Source organism: Paenibacillus sp. MY03 (assembly GCF_002165585.1).
In the GTDB taxonomy this organism is placed as follows: domain Bacteria; phylum Bacillota; class Bacilli; order Paenibacillales; family Paenibacillaceae; genus Pristimantibacillus; species Pristimantibacillus agaridevorans.
Genome location: NZ_MXQD01000006.1, coordinates 201633 through 219887, shown reverse-complemented (window position 1 = coordinate 219887; position 18255 = coordinate 201633). Strand labels below are relative to the sequence as shown.

General features: G+C 56.2%; 16 protein-coding genes. 15 read left to right on the top strand and 1 reads right to left on the bottom strand.

What is annotated here, in order from left to right:
• Positions 1-65: 65 nt before the first annotated feature.
• From dnaJ to B1748_RS06970, 8 genes are all read left to right on the top strand, one after another.
• Positions 66-1196, top strand: coding sequence for a molecular chaperone DnaJ (dnaJ, locus tag B1748_RS07005; RefSeq protein WP_087567164.1), 1131 nt, complete (start codon positions 66-68; stop codon positions 1194-1196).
• Between the two features lie 100 nt (positions 1197-1296).
• Positions 1297-1482, top strand: a complete 186-nt coding sequence (locus B1748_RS07000) for a YfhD family protein (protein WP_087567163.1) — start codon at positions 1297-1299, stop codon at positions 1480-1482.
• 3 nt (positions 1483-1485) lie between these two features.
• The gene (locus tag B1748_RS06995; RefSeq protein WP_087567162.1) at positions 1486-1698 is read left to right on the top strand and encodes a hypothetical protein; all 213 of its coding nucleotides are present in this window, start codon (positions 1486-1488) and stop codon (positions 1696-1698) included.
• Positions 1699-1831: 133 nt separating this feature from the next.
• Positions 1832-2821, top strand: a complete 990-nt coding sequence (gene prmA / locus B1748_RS06990; RefSeq protein WP_087567161.1) for a 50S ribosomal protein L11 methyltransferase — start codon at positions 1832-1834, stop codon at positions 2819-2821.
• Positions 2821-3510, top strand: a complete 690-nt coding sequence (locus tag B1748_RS06985; protein WP_087567160.1) for a site-2 protease family protein — start codon at positions 2821-2823, stop codon at positions 3508-3510. Before prmA ends, B1748_RS06985 begins: the two co-directional genes overlap by 1 nt.
• Positions 3511-3596: 86 nt before the next feature.
• The gene (locus B1748_RS06980) at positions 3597-4385 is read left to right on the top strand and encodes an RsmE family RNA methyltransferase (protein WP_087567159.1); all 789 of its coding nucleotides are present in this window, start codon (positions 3597-3599) and stop codon (positions 4383-4385) included.
• Between the two features lie 2 nt (positions 4386-4387).
• On the top strand, positions 4388-5791 hold the full coding sequence (mtaB, locus tag B1748_RS06975; protein ID WP_087567158.1) for a tRNA (N(6)-L-threonylcarbamoyladenosine(37)-C(2))-methylthiotransferase MtaB: 1404 nt from the start codon (positions 4388-4390) through the stop codon (positions 5789-5791).
• Between the two features lie 134 nt (positions 5792-5925).
• Positions 5926-6357 carry an NUDIX hydrolase gene (locus B1748_RS06970; RefSeq protein ID WP_087567157.1) on the top strand — a complete coding sequence of 144 codons (432 nt, stop codon included), beginning with the start codon at positions 5926-5928 and terminating at the stop codon, positions 6355-6357.
• 9 nt (positions 6358-6366) lie between these two features.
• Here the strand turns inward: B1748_RS06970 and B1748_RS06965 are convergent, their stop codons facing one another.
• Positions 6367-7347 carry a Na/Pi cotransporter family protein gene (locus B1748_RS06965; protein ID WP_087567156.1) on the bottom strand — a complete coding sequence of 327 codons (981 nt, stop codon included), beginning with the start codon at positions 7345-7347 and terminating at the stop codon, positions 6367-6369.
• 126 nt (positions 7348-7473) lie between these two features.
• Between B1748_RS06965 and B1748_RS06960 the strand changes: the two genes are divergently transcribed.
• The 7 genes from B1748_RS06960 to rpsU all read left to right on the top strand — a co-directional run bounded on the left by B1748_RS06960 (position 7474) and on the right by rpsU (position 18248).
• A complete protein-coding gene (locus B1748_RS06960) occupies positions 7474-8832 on the top strand; it encodes a class I SAM-dependent rRNA methyltransferase (protein ID WP_179215437.1) in 1359 nt (452 codons plus the stop codon).
• A gap of 33 nt (positions 8833-8865) precedes the next feature.
• A complete protein-coding gene (addB, locus tag B1748_RS06955; RefSeq protein WP_087567155.1) occupies positions 8866-12360 on the top strand; it encodes a helicase-exonuclease AddAB subunit AddB in 3495 nt (1164 codons plus the stop codon).
• Between the two features lie 4 nt (positions 12361-12364).
• Complete coding sequence (gene addA / locus B1748_RS06950) at positions 12365-16399, top strand: helicase-exonuclease AddAB subunit AddA (RefSeq protein ID WP_087567154.1); 4035 nt, start codon at positions 12365-12367, stop codon at positions 16397-16399.
• A gap of 68 nt (positions 16400-16467) precedes the next feature.
• On the top strand, positions 16468-17073 hold the full coding sequence (locus tag B1748_RS06945; RefSeq protein ID WP_087567153.1) for a hypothetical protein: 606 nt from the start codon (positions 16468-16470) through the stop codon (positions 17071-17073).
• Between the two features lie 80 nt (positions 17074-17153).
• The gene (locus tag B1748_RS06940) at positions 17154-17465 is read left to right on the top strand and encodes a hypothetical protein (RefSeq protein ID WP_087567152.1); all 312 of its coding nucleotides are present in this window, start codon (positions 17154-17156) and stop codon (positions 17463-17465) included.
• 170 nt (positions 17466-17635) lie between these two features.
• Positions 17636-17980, top strand: coding sequence for a histidine triad nucleotide-binding protein (locus B1748_RS06935; RefSeq protein ID WP_087567151.1), 345 nt, complete (start codon positions 17636-17638; stop codon positions 17978-17980).
• A 94-nt stretch (positions 17981-18074) separates the two neighbouring features.
• Positions 18075-18248 carry a 30S ribosomal protein S21 gene (gene rpsU, locus B1748_RS06930; RefSeq protein ID WP_005547957.1) on the top strand — a complete coding sequence of 58 codons (174 nt, stop codon included), beginning with the start codon at positions 18075-18077 and terminating at the stop codon, positions 18246-18248.
• Positions 18249-18255 lie beyond the last annotated feature (7 nt).

The window sequence follows — 18255 nt, the reverse complement described above, 5'->3', positions numbered from 1 at the left end:
CGGCACCGTTTCTTCTCGTGTTAAGATAGAGGATGTTGTGATTTCATTGCGGAGGTGAGAATCGGATGGCAAACAAACGGGATTATTACGAGGTGCTTGGCGTCGGCAAGGATGCCTCCGCGGAAGATATCAAGAAATCTTATCGGAAGCTGGCCCGGCAATATCATCCCGATGTCAATAAGGAAGCGGACGCGGAAAACAAGTTCAAGGAAGTGAAAGAAGCGTACGACGTCCTTAGCGACGACGGGAAACGATCGACGTACGACCAGTATGGACATGTAGATCCGAATCAGGGAATGGGCGGCGCGGGCGGCGCCGACTTCGGAGGCTTCGGCGACATCTTCGATATGTTCTTCGGCGGCGGCGGCGGAGGCAGGAGAGATCCTAACGCGCCCCAACGCGGCAACGATCTGCAATATACGATGACGGTAGAGTTCAAGGAAGCGGTGTTCGGCAAGGAAACGGAAATTACGATTCCGCGCACAGAATCCTGCGATACATGTTACGGATCGGGAGCCAAACCAGGCACGAAGCCGGAAACTTGTTCGACATGCCGTGGCACCGGACAACAGGAGGTCGTGCAGAATACGCCATTCGGCCGTATGGTTAACCGCCGTGCTTGTACGAACTGCAGCGGCACAGGCAAGATCATTCGCGACAAATGCGGAACCTGCCATGGCGCCGGCAAAGTGAAGAAGCAACGCCGGATCAAGATCAATATTCCGGCCGGCGTGGACGATGGAGCTCAAATTCGGATGACCGGCGAGGGCGAAGGCGGTACGCGGGGAGGTCCGTCCGGAGATCTCTATATCGTGATTCGGGTGAAGCCGCATGACTTCTTTGAGCGCGAGAACGATGATATCTATTGCGAGGTGCCGCTAACGTTCGTGCAGGCAGCGCTGGGCGACGAGATCGAAATTCCAACGCTGACGGAGAAAGTTAAGCTTAAGATTCCTGCAGGCACGCAGACGGGCACGTATTTCCGCCTTAAGGGCAAGGGCGTACCGAAGCTGCGCGGTTACGGCACGGGAGATCAGCACGTCAAGGTGACGGTCGTGACGCCGACCAAGCTGTCCGACGAACAGAAGGATCTGCTTCGCCAGTTCGGCGGATCGAACGGGGAGCCCCCGGCCGAGCAAAGCGAACATCACGAATCCATATTCGAACGTATGAAAAAAGCATTCCGCGGAGAGTAATCCGCGGTGTGCTTTTTTGCATATTTCAGACCAACGAGGTGCACGCTATTGCTGTTCCTATACGCGAACGACAATGGTTGCATACGAGGAGGATTTAAATATGACTGAACATCTCGACAAAAATGTCAATGGATTGGGTAATAGTCTGGAGAAGGTGAACTTCGGAGATTTGCCAATCGGACAAAACGAGGACGTGGAGTTTTCTCAGGAGCTTGCGGACGAGGCGGACATAAAAGCACAAAAGAGGGCTGCAGAGGCTGATCGCCGCGTGAAGAACGGTGAGTAAGCGATGAGCGTGATCGAAATTCAAGCATCGTTCGGGAACGCGAGCGAAGCGAAGGAAGCGGCGCGCAAGCTGCAGGCATTGCGTGCCGCCGAAATTGGCGGCTACAGCGAAGGCGGAATGGTGACCGCGTCTGTTGACGAAGCCGTGGCGGACCGCGCCATTCATTTGATCCGCCAGATAGGCGGCAAGATCGATTCGGACATTTCTATGATTTAAGGAGAGCAGCGTGTTAGCCGGAGATGGCTTCACGCTGTTTTTTTGTACACAGCAGGCAGTCTGTTGTACAATAGAGGGTAGGTTTTGACGATAAGAGGTTGTTCACACGCATGATAATTGGGAGGCAATACATATGAAATGGCATGAAATTACGATCTCCACAACGGAAGAAGCGACAGAGATGATCAGCAACTTCCTGCACGAGCTGGGAGCCGGCGGTGTTTCTATTGAAGAATCCGGTACGCTTAACAAGCCTCGCGACACGTCGCTGGGACAATGGTATGAGCTGCCGCTTAACGATATTCCGGAAGGGCAGGCCGTTATTAAAGGTTATTTCGCGGAAGGCACGGATCTGGAAGGTTTGTTGGAAGAGCTGAAGCCCCGCGTCGAGGAGCTGCGAACCTTCGAAATCGATCCAGGAGAGGTTTCGTATGCTTGGCAGGAAGTAGATGACGAGGATTGGGCAACGGCCTGGAAACAATATTTTAAGCCGATTCGCATCTCCGATACATTAACAATCAAGCCGACATGGGAGGATTACACTCCTGAAGAAGGCGAACGGATTATCGAGCTTGATCCCGGTATGGCATTCGGAACGGGCACGCATCCAACAACAGCGCTGTGTTTGCAGACGCTTGAGTCCGTCGTTCGCGGCGGGGAGGAGATGATCGATGTCGGCACGGGCTCCGGTATTTTGGCCATTGGCGCGTGCAAGCTCGGGGCAAAGAGTATTCTCGCGCTAGATCTGGACCCTATTGCAGTCTCCAGCGCGACGGAAAATGTGAGTCTGAACGGATTGTCGGAGAAGATCGAGGTTCGTCTTAGCGACTTGTTGGGCGTTCTACGCGACGGCGGAGCTGACTCGGGTTCTGCGTCCTCGCTGCAAGTAACGGTTCCCGTTGATCTTGTCGTAGCCAATATATTGGCCGAGATCATTTTGTTGTTTATCGACGACGTCTACGAGGCGCTTAAGCCGGGAGGCATCTATATCGCTTCGGGCGTGTACAAAAACAAGGAAGACGACGTGGAAAAAGGACTTAAGGCTTCCGGGTTCGAAATCGTGGAGAAACGGCGCGACGAGGACTGGATCGCGTTTGTGGCGCGTAAGCCGCAGGAGGGCTAATGGAACGTTTCCTATGGTATCCGCTTGAGCATCTGCCGTTTATTGTTCTCGTTATTATGATTGTATTTACGGTGCACGAGTTTGCTCACGCGTACAGCGCCTACAAGTTCGGGGACGACACGGCTTACAAGGAAGGCCGAGTGACTCTCAATCCCATGGTCCATCTTGACTTGATGGGCAGCATCCTGCTGCTTATCGCGGGTTTCGGATGGGCGAAGCCGGTTCCCGTCAACGCCAGCCGCTTCAAGCATCGCAGAGTCATGAGTATCGTCGTGTCGGCCGTCGGCCCTCTGAGCAATTTATTGATGGCCGTCGTAGGCATGTTTATTATTTACGGATTGGTCGCATCAGGTGTCGTGCATGTAGCGTCGACAGGCGTTCAAGATGCGCTCATCGTGTTTTTTTCTTATTTTATTATGATCAATATTTTGTTGTTCGTCTTTAACCTGATCCCGTTGCCGCCGCTCGACGGATACCGTATCGTTTCGGAATTTCTACCGCTTCGGCTTAGATACAAAATCGAGCAAAACATCCATTGGGCGATGATTCTATTTTTGCTTTTCGTTTTCATTCCGCCGCTCAGGGCCGTGACGCTGGATCCGATTCTATCCTTGCAGTATCCGTTGTTCAACGGGTTAAACGATTTGATGCAGTCCATCTTCGGATTTAGGATTTGGTTGCCGAGGTAGGCGGTTGGTACTAGATTCAAATGGATTTTGTCCGGTCAAACGTGCTAATATGAAGGTTGGATAATAAGTAAGGTGGTTAGTTCTACATGCAACGATACTTTGTGGCGCCGGAGCAATTTAACGACGGTGTCGTTACGATAACGGGCGAAGATGCCCATCATGCCGTTCGCGTCATGCGCATGAAGCCGGGCGATGAGATCATCGTCAGCGACGGAGCGTCCAGGACGGCGCTGGCGGCAATTTCCGAGATGGAAGCTCAGGAAGTGAGAGCTGATATTAAGAGCTTATTGCCGCAGGACAGCGAGCCTGCCTGGCTCGTTACGATTGCGCAGAGCTTGCCGAAGGGCGACAAGCTGGAGCTTGTCATTCAGAAGGGGACGGAGATCGGCGCAGCAGCCTTCCTGCCCTTCCAATCGGAGCGCAACGTCGTGCAATACGATGCGAAAAAGGAGGCCAAGCGGCTCGAACGGTGGGGAAAGATTGCCAAGGAAGCCGCGGAGCAGAGCCACCGGCATCGGATACCGCCGATCGCCGCCGTGAGGAGCTGGAAGGAGCTTCTGGCGCTCATTCCCAGGTTTGATCTCGCCATCTTCTGCTTTGAACGCGAAGGGCATGCCGCGCACGGCGTCGGCATCCGTACGGTTACGGAGCGATTCCGGAGCACCAAGCTGGGGGCGGTGGCGGAAGGCGAGCAGCCGACCGTCTTGCTCATCGTCGGACCGGAAGGCGGGTTCTCGGAACGGGAAGCGGCGGAGGCCGAAGGAGCCGGCGCAGTCATTGCGGGACTCGGAAAACGGATATTGAGAACGGAGACGGCGGGAATCGTCGGATTAACCTGCCTATTATACGAAGCTGGAGAAATGGGAGGAGAATGACCATGCCAACGGTCGCCTTTTACACGCTGGGCTGCAAAGTGAACTTCTACGATACGGAAGCGATCTGGCAGTTATTTAAAAACGAGGGATACGAGCAGGTCGATTTCGAATCGACGGCTGACGTCTATCTCGTCAACACTTGTACGGTAACGAATACGGGGGACAAAAAAAGCCGCCAAATTATTCGCCGCGCCGTACGACGCAATCCCGACGCCATTATTGCTGTTACGGGCTGCTATGCGCAGACTTCCCCCGCGGAAATAATGGCGATCGAAGGCGTCGATCTTGTTATCGGCACGCAGGATCGCGAAAAAATCATGTCGTTCGTAGGTCAGATCCAAGCCGATCGCAAGCCGGTCAACGCCGTACGCAACATTATGAAAACCCGTTCCTTTGAGGAGCTTGACGTACCTGACTTCACAGAGCGCACGCGTGCCTTCCTCAAGATTCAAGAGGGCTGCAACAACTTCTGCACGTTTTGCATCATCCCATGGTCGCGGGGGCTGTCCCGCAGCCGCGAGTCGGAAAGCGTCATCGAGCAAGCGAAGGCGCTCGTCGCCTCCGGGTACAAGGAGATCGTCTTGACGGGCATCCATACCGGCGGCTACGGCGACGATATGGAAAATTACAATTTGACAAGCTTGCTGTGGGATCTCGATAAAGTGGAAGGTCTGGAGCGTATTCGCATCAGCTCCATCGAGGCGAGCCAAATTGACGACGCCATGATCGATGTCCTGAACCGTTCCAGCAAAATGTGCCGCCACCTCCACATCCCGTTGCAAGCGGGCGAGGATTCCGTGCTTAAACGGATGCGCCGCAAATATACGACGGAGCAATTCGCCGCGAAAATCAAGCGGCTGCACGAAGCTATGCCTGGCGTGGCCATTACGACGGATGTGATCGTTGGTTTCCCAGGCGAGACGGATGAGATGTTCGAGAGCGGATACCGCTTCATGGAGGAGATGGGTTTCGCCGAAATGCACGTATTCCCTTATTCCAAACGTACGGGTACGCCTGCTGCGCGCATGGAGGATCAGGTCGACGAAGAGCTGAAAAACGAACGTGTTCACAAGCTGATCGATTTATCCGAGAAAATGCAGCTGAAGTATGCAGAGCAGCATGTCGGAGCCGTGTTGGACGTTATTCCGGAGCGAGATTACAAGGGAGCTCCGGGAACGGGTTCTGTAATGGGATACACGGACAACTATATCCAGGTCGTATTCGAAGGATCGGAAGATCTGATCGGTCAGCTATGCCGCGTAAAGATAACGGAAGCCGGCGTCAACGAATGCCGTGGACAGCTCGTCAGGGTCCTGGAGCCGCGTCGGGGAGATGCCGTTGAAGCTTCCGCCGAGGACAAGGATCATGAATTCCGTTATGATCGTCCGGAAGCGCTGAGAGCCTAAGTGTTTGCAAGGGCGGCTTCGTTTTGACAAGCCTAAATCAGGATTCCGATTCTATCTCGCGTCAGAAGGCGGAGAAGATGAAGGAATCCTTTGCTGCATATAATAATGGGTAAAGGGTGCAAGGGGGAAGGATCATGTTGGAAATCTCTGCCGGCGGGGTCGTATTCCGCCATAACGAATCCGGACAGCTTCAAGTTCAGCTTATTCAGGACCGCTACGGGAAGGTTTCTCTGCCAAAGGGGAAGATGGAGCCTGGAGAGACGGTCGAGCAGACAGCGCTAAGGGAAATTCGCGAGGAGACGGGACTGAGCGGAGAGATCGTGGCGCCCATCGCCCAGATCAAATACCAGTATGAGCATGCCAAACATGGCACGGTCAATAAGGAAGTTCACTATTATCTTGTGAGGGCGATCGGCGGCACGCATCAAGCGCAGGTCGAGGAGATTCGCGGCGTTGACTGGTTTGAGCCCCGGGAGGCATGGCGGAAACAGAAGCAGTCCGGCTACGACAACAATCATCGTATCGTCGCCGGAGCTTTGCAATTGCTTGGACTTAACGTGAATTAACCAAACTCATCAACTCGACTCGCGATTGTCCAGTCTCCGCCAGAATTTAGCGTAGCAGAGAGGAAGGGCGATCAGCGAGCAAACGATGTTGAAGATGGTCTGCGCATGCGCGATCTGGGAGGATGGCGAATGCGCAATCGCGCCGGACACAGCCGTCAATTCGCCGATAAACGGCTGAAAGAGAAGAGCCCCGCCCACATTCAAGACGATATGGGAGAGCGCAACGAACTTGCCTCCTCGCGAACCGCCGAGCGAGGCTAAGAGCGCGGTTACGCAAGTGCCTACGTTGGCGCCGACGACAATAGCAACCCCGATCTCGGCCGGCATGCCGTTCATCGCGACAAATCCCATGACCATGCCGATGACCGCCGCACCGCTATGAACGGCGGCGGTAATGGCGGCGCCGGCAGCCATTCCCCACCATAACGAGTCGCTGGCATGTCCAAGGAACCAGTCGAACATGCCGCTCTCCTGCAGGTAGGGGCCGATAGACTGCATCATGTTTAGGCCGGCAAGCACGAGACCGAAGCCGCATACGGCGACGGAAGCGGAGCGGAGCGGCATAAGCCAGCGAAGACGATCCAGTCCGGGCCATATCTTAATCTCGCCCAGCAGGGCGGTGAGCAGCCATGCCAAAATGGATGAGACGAGCATTGGAATCGCCGCTTGGCCAATATTTAGACCTATGAGCTCGGTAGTCAGGCATGTGCCGATGTTGGTGCCCAGTATGATGCCTAGCGTGCGAGGGAACGACAGCAGGCCGGCATTAACGAACCCAATCGAAATGACGGTTACGGCGGTACTGCTCTGGAGTACGGCGGTCGTAGCCGCGCCGACGGCCATTCCGCGAAGCGGAGTGGCCGTTGATCTCTGCAGCATGGCGGTCAAGTGGGGTCCTGCCATTCGGTGGAGGGCAAGCTCCATCAGCTTCATGCCGCTTAGAAAGACACTGAATCCGATGAATACCGGCAATAGAAGGTTCTGGATCATGGGTTTCTCCTTGTCTTAAAGATCGGTTTTCAGCACGTAGCTATTCGTAGCTATATGTATGCGAACGAGAAGACAAGCATGACAAGCCCGTCAATAGAATAAGAGTGCGAGAGAGGAAGTTGAGACGTGAGCAGGGCGACGATAATATTGCAAAAGGCGCGCAAGAAAAGAACGGAACAAGGACATCCCTGGGTTTTCGCAAGCGAAATCGACCGGATGGAGGGTGAAGCCGCGGGAGGCGATCTCGTAAATGTGACGACGGCGCAAGGAAAATATTTGGGCACGGGTTATTGGAATCCCAAGTCTCAAATTACGGTGCGCATCGTCTCTTACAAGCCTGACATCGAGATGGACGAAAGTTTTTTTGTCATGCGCTTCCGTGAGTGCGCAGCACATCGTGCGCGATTTGTAAACGACTCCGACTGCAGGCTCGTGTACGGGGAAGCGGACTTCTTGCCTGGACTCGTCGTCGACAGATTCGGCGGCGTTCTCGTCGTTCAGCTGTTGACGCTGGGCATGGACGCCAGACGCGACAGCATCGTAAAGGCGCTGGTTCGGGTGTTCCAGCCTGCGGGCATCTATGAGCGGAGCGATGTTGGCGTAAGAGCGCTGGAAGGACTGGAGGAGCGCAAGGGAGAGCTATACGGCCAATGCCCGAGAATCGTCGAGATCGAAGAAAACGGCTTGAAGATGGAAGTGGATATCGTGGAAGGGCAAAAAACGGGCTACTTCTTCGATCAGCGCGAAAATCGCGCTGCCACTGCGCCGCTCATGACGGGCTGGGGCGGCCGTTCCGGTATTGCGTTGGGTCCCGATCCCGAAGGCGGTTCCGGCGACCTTGTGCCGCTAAATGCCAACGGGAAGGTCGTGACCTTCTCTTATTGGGACGGCGCCACGGTGTTGGAATGTTTTGCCCATACGGGGAGCTTCACCCTGCATGCCTGCAAGTACGGCGCCAAGAAGGTGACATGTCTGGACGTATCCGACCATGCGATCGAGACGGCGAGACGGAACGTGGAGCGCAACGGCTTTTCGGATCGCGTCGAATTTGTTGTCGCGGATGCCTTCGATTATTTGCGGTCGCAGGCGAAGGGGCTGGATGAACGTAAGCTGCGAGCGGCAGGCGGTGCGGATACGTCGAAGAAGCTGACCGATGCGGGGCGCACCTGGGATGTCGTTATTCTTGATCCGCCGGCTTTCGCCAAGACGAAGGGCGCTGTGGCAGGGGCTTGCAGAGGCTACAAGGATATCAATCTGCAAGGATTAAAGCTTGTAAATGAAGGCGGCTATCTTGTTACGGCAAGCTGCTCTTACCATATGGCGCCGGACTTGTTCCTGGAGACGATTGCCGAGGCGGCCGTCGATGCCGGAAAAGCGCTCAGGCTGATCGAATGGCGGGCGGCGGGCAAGGATCATCCGCAGATACTCGGCGTCAAAGAAGGCCATTACTTGAAATTCGCCATATTCGAGGTGCGGAGCAAATAACGCGCCGCTTCCGGGAGAGGGGAGGAAGCCATTATGCCTTTGCAATTCGTAATCGGCCGTTCCGGCTCGGGGAAGACGGGATATTGTCTGGAGCAGATTCGGAATGGTCTCCGCGAGAATCCTGACGGACCGCCGCTTATTATGCTTGTTCCCGAGCAGGCTACATTCCAGACGGAATATGCCATGCTGAGAGGCAGCGGGCTTCGAGGCACGATGCGCGCACAGGCGCTCAGCTTTAGACGCCTTGCGTTCCGCGTCATGCAAGAGACGGGCGGTACGGCGCTTGTCCCTATTGGGGATACGGGCAAACATATGCTGCTCTACAAAATCGTGCACCGCGAAGCCGAAAAGCTAAAGTTGTTCGGCAGCGGCGCCGGACAACCGGGCTTCATCGATCGGCTGGCTGAGCTATTGACGGAATGGAAGCGATACGGCATATCTGCCTCGGAAGTAGAAGAAGCGGCAGCTTCGGGGGATATCGTTCGCACCGCGATGCTGGACCGGAAGCTGCATGATGTCGGTTTGATCTACGATCGGATGGAGACGGAGCTTGCAGGCCGCTATATGGATGCCGAGGATTATTTGCGTCAACTGGAAGAAGGGTGGCCAGTAGCTTCTTCCATGAACGGCGCACGGATATGGATCGACGGATTCTACGGCTTCACGCCTATGGAATATCGGGCGTTGGCCGCCCTGATGGGCTCCTCGGCTCATATTACTGTCGCTCTTACGCTGGACAGGCCCTATGAGCTCGGCGAAGCGCCGCACGAGCTGGATCTGTTTCATCCGACCGCCGAGACGTACGCCACACTGCTCGGTCTTGCCGAAGAGAGAGCCATTGATGTGCTGCCTCCCATCAACTTGAATAATGGCAGCGTCGCATCGGCCAGGTTCAGGGATAATCCGATGCTGGGGCATCTGGAACGGAATTATGGCGGTAAAAGAAACCCGATGCCCCTGCCGGCCGGCGAACGAGGCTTGTCGCTCCAAGCTGCCGCAGGCAGACGTGCCGAGGTCGAGGCTGTAGCCCGCGATATGCTGCGCAGGACAAGGGAAGAAGGGCTTCGCTGGCGGGATATGGCGATTATGGTTCGCAATGCGGAGGACTACGCCGATTACGTCTCTCTGGTGTTCTCCGATTACGAAATTCCGTACTTCGTCGACCGGAAGGAGAAGGCGCTGCATCATCCGCTCGTTGAATTTATCCGCTCTTCGCTGGAGTCGGTCTTGTTCGGTTGGCGCTACGACGCCGTATTCCGCTGCATCAAGACGGAGATGATGTTCCCTGTAGATCGAAGCATGCCACGCGAATGGTTCGACCGTCTTGAAAATTTCGTGCTCGCTGCCGGCATCGACGGCTGGAAGTGGCTCGACAACGGCAGTTGGAAACCGCAAGCGCCGGTATCGCTGGAAGAGGACGAGGCCATGGCGACAGTGAGCGCCGGCGCCCAGCGGGAATTCGAACTCGTTATGGCGGCGCGCGAGGTCATAGTGCCGCCGCTTCGACGCTTCGGCGAGAAGCTGCGCTCCGCCGGCACCGTTCGCGATATGGCGGAGGCCATGTACCAATTGCTCGCGGATACGGATGCGGCAGACCGACTGGAGATCTGGAGCGGGGAAGAGATGGCTGCGGGGTTGCCCCTGCGGGCAAGATCGCATCGCCAGCTCTGGGACGGCGTCCTGGCGCTGCTGGATCAGCTTGTCGAGCTTGCTGGCGACGAGAAGATGCCGCCGGAGCTGTTTGCGGGCATGGTGGAGTCCGGGCTTGACAGCCTGACGCTCGCCGCGGTCCCCCCTGCGCTGGACCAGGTGCTGGTGGGAAGCATGGATCGTACCCGCTCGCGCGGAATCGCAGTCAGTTACGTGTTAGGCGCCAATGACGGGGTCATTCCCATGCGCGGCAAGGAGGACGGACTGTTGTCGGAAGCAGAGCGGGAGCTGTTGGCAGAAGCAGGGCTCTCCATGGCTCCTAGCGCGAAGCGTCGTCTTCTTGACGAGCGCTTTATGGTATATAACGCTTTGACGACGCCTAGCCGTCATCTCTGGATCAGCTGGACGATGGCGGACGAGGAAGGCAAAAGTCTGCTTCCCTCGGAGCTGATTCGTCAGGTGCAAGGCATGTTCCCTGGACTGGCCGTAAAGGAAATCGCCGCAGAACCTAATCTCGCGATGCCGGAGGTTCATCAAAAGGAATTTCTCGTACATCCGCGCAGAACTTTATCCCATTTGATCGGCGCATTGCGTCAATCGAGGGTAAGTGGCAAGGAATTGGCATCTTTCTGGTGGGATGCGTACAACTGGTACGCCGCCCGTCCCGAATGGCAGGACAGGCTTGGCATGCTTCTTTCTTCCTTGGACTTCCGCAATATTGAGAAAGAGCTGCCGGAGGTGCTCGCGCGGGAACTATACGGCTCTCGAATGCAAGTCAGCGTCTCGCGGATGGAACGATTCGTCTCCTGTCCGTTCCAGCACTTTGCCATACACGGCCTCAAGCTGCGGGAGCGGAAGCTCTACCGTCTGGCTGCGCCGGATATCGGTCAGTTGTTCCATGCCGCTCTCAGCGCGCTGGCCGGCAAGCTTGGCGGAGGCTGGGGCAGCACGCCTCGGGCGGAAATCAAGGAAGCCGCTGCACGTACCGTGGATGAGCTTGCGCCCAAGCTTCAATCGCAAATTCTGCTCAGCAGCGGCCGGTTCGGCTTTGTTGCCCGCAAGCTCAAAGCCATCGTCGCCCAAGCTGCAGTCATGCTTGGCGAGCACGCCAGGAGAGCGGATTTCCAACCTGTCGGATTGGAGATCGATTTCGGCCCGGGCGGCAAGCTGCCGCCTATGGTGCTGCAGCTTCCAAGCGGAGCGCAGATGGAGGTGATCGGCCGGATCGACCGCGTCGATGCTGCGGAGACGGAGGACGGCTTGCTGCTGCGCGTCATGGACTATAAGTCCAGCTCAACCTCGCTTAGGCTGGAAGAGGTCGTATACGGCCTGTCGCTCCAAATGCTGACGTATCTCGACGTGCTCGTCACGCATGCGAACGAATGGCTGGGTCAGCCGGCTTCTCCGGCCGGCGTGCTCTACTTCCATGTTCACAATCCCGTAATGACGCTCTCCAACCGGACATCGGAAGAAGAAGCGGACGGCATGCTGCTGAAGCGCTACAAGATGAAGGGTCTGCTGACGGCCGATGCGGAGGTGGTGCGTCTAATGGATGGCGACCTGGAGCAAGGTTATTCGGAGGTGCTGCCAGTCGCGCTCAAAAAGGACGGCAGCTTTTACAGCAGCTCCTCGGTCGTGACGAATGAGCAATGGTCGGCATTGCGCCGTTCGGTCAGACGGACGATTACGGGGATCGGCCATTCCATCCAGCAAGGAAATGTTTCCATAGAGCCCTATCGGCTCGGAGACAAGACGCCGTGCCAATTTTGCGATTACAAGCCGGTATGCCAGTTCGACCCGCTTGTCGAGGGGAACGAATATCGCAAGCTGACGAAGACGTCCAAGGAAGATGTCTGGCGTTTGCTGGAGGAGGTGTAGCTCTATGAGTAACGAGTTTAATAAGGTTGTCGCGACGCTTCCGCCCAAGCCGGAGAACAGCACCTGGACCGACGATCAATGGAAGGCTGTCGTGACGGGAGGGCGAAACGTGCTGGTAGCGGCCGCGGCCGGCTCCGGCAAAACAGCGGTGCTCGTCGAACGCATCATTCGCAAAATATCGTCCGATACAGACGTGGACAAGCTGCTGGTCGCCACCTTTACGAAAGCGGCGGCGGCGGAGATGAAAGAGAGGATTACGCTGGCGCTCGAGAAGGAGCTGGAAGCCCAGCCGGACTCCGATCACTTAAGGCGGCAGCTGGCGCTGATGGGAAGGGCGTCCATTACGACGCTGCATTCCTTCTGCATGGACGTCATTCGCAGACACTACCCGCTCATCGGTCTCGATCCGGGCTTCCGCATCGCGAACGAGACGGAGAGCGAGCTGCTTAAGCTCGACGTCATGGACGAGCTGTTCGAATATATGTACAGCGGAGAAGGCGAGGGCGCCGCGGCATTTCTGGAGCTGGCGGAGCGTTACGGCGGCGAGCGGGGCGATGAACCGCTCTATCGGCTTGTAGGCCAGCTTCATGAATTCGCCCAAAGCCATCCGTGGCCAGCTTACTGGCTCCGTCAAACGGCAGCGGCCTTCGAGATAGGCAACGCCCGGGAGCTGGAGGCTTCTCCCTGGGTGCAGAGCATGCACCGGGACGTTCTGCTGGCGCTGAGCGGAGCGGAGTCGCAATTGGAGGAAGCGCTGGGCATCACGCGGCTTGCAGGGGGGCCAGCGCCTTATGCAGAGACCTTCGATGAAGATCTGTCCGTCGTTCGCCATATTCGGCAAGCGGCGGAAAGCGGTTCCTGGAGCAGCCTGGGCGATGCGTTCCGCAGTGCGGCGTTCGGCAAGCTCAAGGCGCTTCGCGGCGACGGCTATGACAAGTCTCTGCAGGAAGAGGCGAAGTCGCTGCGGGAGGATGTCAAGAAGTTGATCGGCTCCATCGCCGAAGAGCTGTTCGGCCGTACGTCGGAGCAGTTCGTGGAGGAGCTGCGGGAGCTGGCGCCGCTTATGGGGGCGCTTTCCGAACTGGCGGTGTCGTTTGGACAGCGCTACGAAGCCGCGAAGCGGGACAAAGGACTGCTCGATTTCGGGGATCTCGAACATTATTGCCTTCGCATTTTGCGCGACGAGAGCTCCGAGCCGGGACATTTAGTGCCTTCAAGTGCCGCAGAGGAATACCGCGTACAGTTCGACGAGATTTTGCTGGACGAGTACCAGGATACGAACATGGTGCAAGAAGCGATCGTCACGTTGATCGCGCGGGAAGGGCGAGGCAATCTGTTTATGGTAGGCGATGTCAAACAAAGCATCTATCGCTTTCGTCTCGCCGAACCGAATTTGTTTTTGACCAAATACAAGTCCTATGACACCGGAAATGCAGGCGAGCAAAGCTCGGAGAACGGCCCGAGCGGCGAAGAGGGGGACGGCTCGGGCGGCCTACGTATTGACCTGGCACGCAACTTTCGCAGCCGTGCCGAGGTGGTGGACGGCGTCAACGCGGTCTTTCGGGCGATGATGCGGGAAACCGTCGCGGAGATGGATTACGACCGCCGGGCGGAGCTTGTATGCGGAGCGGCTTACCCGGAGCCGCTGGAACCTGGCAGCTGCCGCGTGCAGTTCGCGGTGCTGGATCGTGCGGCTGCCGACTCCGACGAGGGCGAAGCTTACGGCAGTCTCGCCGAAGATGACGAAGGGGAGGATGGCGCCGAAGGACCGCGAGCTCAAGATGATACGGCTGAGCTGAAGGTAGCTCAGTTGGAGGCCCGCTGGATCGGCGGCCAGCTGCGAGAGCTGATGGATCGCGGCTTTCAGGTCTACGACGGCAAGCGCAAGCAGTATCGAAGTCTGCAGTGGAGGGACGTCGTCATTTTGCTGCGCGCGACGCAGGCTTGGTCTCCGATCATCATCGAAGAGCTTCAGAGCATGGGCGTACCCGCTTATGCGGAACTGAGTACGGGATACTTCGAAGCTACAGAGGTCGAGACCATGCTGTCCCTGCTAAGGGTCGTGGACAATCCCTATCAGGATATTCCGCTTGCGGCCGTGTTGCGGTCTCCTTTGTTCGGACTCAATGCGGAGGAGCTGTCCCTCATTCGGATCTTGTCGCCGTCAGGACCGTATTACGATGCCGTTTTGCAAGCGGCCGGAGACGAAGCCATGCCAGGGGAATCCAGGCTAAAGCTGTCCAGATTTCTGGAAAAACTGGATGCATGGCGTCAGGAAGCCAGACAAGGGGCGTTGGCAGACTTGCTGTGGCGCATGTACCTGGAGACGGGCTACTATGACTTTATGGTCGGTTTGCCGGGAGGAGCGCAGCGTCAAGCGAATCTGAGGGCGCTGCATGACAGGGCGAGACAATACGAGGCGACTTCGTTCCGGGGACTGTTCCGGTTCCTTCGTTTCATAGAGCGAATGCGCGATGGCGGCGGAGATCTCGGAACGGCCAGGGCGCTTGGCGAGCAAGAGGATGTCGTGCGGATCATGTCGATTCATAAGAGCAAGGGGCTGGAATTCCCGGTCGTGTTCGTGGCGGGGCTCGGCAAGCTCTTTAACCAGCAGGATCTGCGAAGCCCGTTCCTTAAACATAAGGAGCTTGGTTTCGGGCCAAGGTACGTGGATTCCGAGCTGCGCATCAGCTACCCGTCGCTTCCTTATCTCGCGATCCGGCGAAAGCTTCGCATGGAGATGCTTGCGGAGGAGATGCGCATCCTGTACGTCGCATTGACCCGTCCCAAGGAGAAAATGTATCTTGTCGGCACAACGGCGGATGTCGGCAAGAAGCTGCAGCGATGGCTGGGCTCGACCGACTCCGAAGGGCGCTTGTCGGATTTCCGGGTCGCAACGGCTCGTTCGTTTCTGGATTGGCTTGCTCCTATGGCGGCCGCTCAATTGTCCGGCTCGGAGCAAGGACGGCCCGAACAACATGCGGAAGCTGGCAACTCTTTAGAAGGAACGTTGCTGGAACAAGGAAACGTTTATCCCATTGGAGCCAAGCCCCAATGGGAAGCAGCCGTCGTTCCAGCCGCATGGCTCGGCATCGAGGCGGCAGCAGCACAAGAGATCGTTGACGAAATGACGGACGCAGGGAATTCTTTAAGAGACGCGGCGATCGCTTCTCTTGCTCAGCTGGAGGAGGTTGAACAGGACCGGGAGCTGCGGTCTCGCCTGGATTGGCGGTATCCCTATGAGGTCGCATCCAAGCTGGCAGCCAAAACGTCCGTCACCGAGATGAAGCGACTTCACGAGGAAGCGGATGCCTATTCCGCCGACCTTGGCGGAAGCGATGGAAGCGGACATGCCGACTCCCAAGACGATGAGGCCGCTCCTGCTGACTTCGGCTCAAGGATGGCCGATCGGCATTCCGAAGCGTTTCAGTCAAGCGGCGGGGCTGCTGAAGCGTCTGGTGGAGCTTCCTTTTCGCTGCGGCTGCGAAGACCGGCCTTTATGGAGGAAAAGTCGCTCACCGCGGCGGAAAAAGGTTCTGCCAGCCACTTATTGATGCAGCATGTGCCGCTGGTCGCCGAAATTGGCGCAACGGAGATTGCGGCTACGTTAGCGGATATGGTGGAACGACGACTGCTGACGTCGATGCAAGCTGCATCTATCGATATCTCCGCCGTCGCGGCTTTCCTGTCCGGCGAGCTCGGTCAGCGAATGAGAAATTCGCCTTGGGTGCGCCGTGAAGTACCCTTTAGCGCGATGTTGCCGGCAAGCCGTGTCTACGCGGGGGGAACCATAGAGCAATTGACGGAAGAGCCTGTATTGATTCAAGGGGTTATCGACTGCATGTTTCGAGGCGATGCCGGCATCGTTCTTGTGGATTACAAGACGGACCGAATCCACTCCGGTGGATGGGAAGCGGCGGCGGAGAGGCATAGATTCCAGTTGGAGCTGTATGCGGAGGCGATTGCGTCCGTGCTGGGAGAACCCGTTGCAGAGACCTACGTCTATTTCTTTGACGGCGCTTCAACGATTAAATTGTAGCCGCATTTGGCAAGCTGGCCAATAAAACGGATAACGCAATTATAACGCTTTGTGATGGAGGGAGAAGCTTGACGGAGAAAGAGCAATCGGGCAAACGTTCGCTCGCGCTGCCCATTACCTTGCTGTTGCTGGTAATGAGCGTGATGGGTAACGTATTGTTGTCTACCAAAAATATCGGATATACCAGAGACCAGACTGTGGATGAAGGAAGAGCCGTTTTTACGCAGCTGGAGAAGGGCAAGTCCGATCTTGCTTATTGGAGCCGTCTTGCCGGCGAGGCCGTTGCTTCTCCGGCTGCAGAAAACGGTATCGGACGAGTGACCGCAGCCTACTTAAGCGAATCGATCGCAAGAGGAGAAGCGCATCTCGGCAGCCTGCTGGAAACAGCCGAGAAGCTGGATGTTTCGGCTTTCGAAGGGGCAGCGGGAGCTTATGCGGATTTTATGGCTGATCGCAAGGAAAAGCTGGCTGCGATCGGAGCGGGCTCCGGCCCCTTGGCGGATGCCGAGCGAGCGGCCCTGGAAGGTTCGAAAACATCTTTTGAGGAGATGGAAGAACTGCTTACGGAATTCCATTACGCGGGTTCGGACAATAAAAACGTTCTCATCCGGCTTGCCGGCGGCCATGACTGGCTGCCAATCGCGGCGAAGCTGAGAGACGCCGTTTTAAAGTAATTGCATGAGAAGCTAAGGCCTTCAGTAGCCATTCGCCTATATCTGCATAAGATGAATGGATAACAGGAGGCTGATGAACGATGGAAAATAAAGCGTATGACCAAGTCGACGCCAAAAGCATGTGCCAAGCGCATATGTATCGTTACGTGATGGTGCAAACGAACGACGGTTGCTGCGTAGATGGGTTTGTGGAGCATGTGGACGACGAGCATGTATATTTGGCCGTTCCGCATTGCCCCGGCGATTGGGAACGAGCGTTTCTGCCTTATGGCGGGTATGGCGGTTTTGGCGGAGGTTTCGGTTATCCGTTTTATCCGCCAAGAAGATTTTACCGCAGAGCGTTCCCGCTGGGTTCGCTGCTCGCGATTTCCCTGTTGCCGTTTTTTCTATAACAATAATGGAATTACGATTCTATGCGAACAGCATGGACAGCATGGCGCGGCTTTTTGCCGCGCTATCTTGCTTTCCGCATGATTGGCGTATAAAGGGATCGGGGATTGGACTAGACAGGAAATTTTCGGTATTATAGAGAAAGCATGAAGGGATTGGAGGTTGTGTTGTAGTGGATTGCATTTTCTGCAAGATTATCGAAGGCTCTATTCCGTCCAAGAAAGTGTTCGAAAACGATCGCGTTCTTGCGTTCCAGGATATTCAGCCGGCCGCGCCTGTACATATTCTGATCATTCCTAAGAAACATATTCCCACGATGAACGATATCGGTTCCGAGGATCTGGAGCTTGTCGGAGAGCTGTTTGCGGTTGCCCGTCAAATCGCGAAGGAGCAAGGGATCGATGAAGCGGGATACAGGCTGATCAACAATGTGAACAGCGACGGAGGACAGGTTGTTTATCACCTGCATATCCATCTGCTCGGCGGCAATAAGCTTGGCCCGTTATTGGCAGTCTAACAAAGTTGACACTGGGATTTGCTTTGCCGTATAATGAAGTTTGATAAACCGTGTTATAGCTCTGGACGGTCTGTTTCGGAGGGAGGGAAAACTGGTGTCTGAAACTAAAGTTCGCAAAAACGAAACCATCGATGCTGCGCTTCGCCGCTTTAAACGCTCCATCGCTAAAGACGGTGTTTTGGCTGAGGTGAAAAAACGCAAGCATTACGAAAAGCCAAGCGTTAAACGCAAGAAAAAGTCCGAGGCTGCTCGCAAGAGAAAGTTTTAGGAGGATC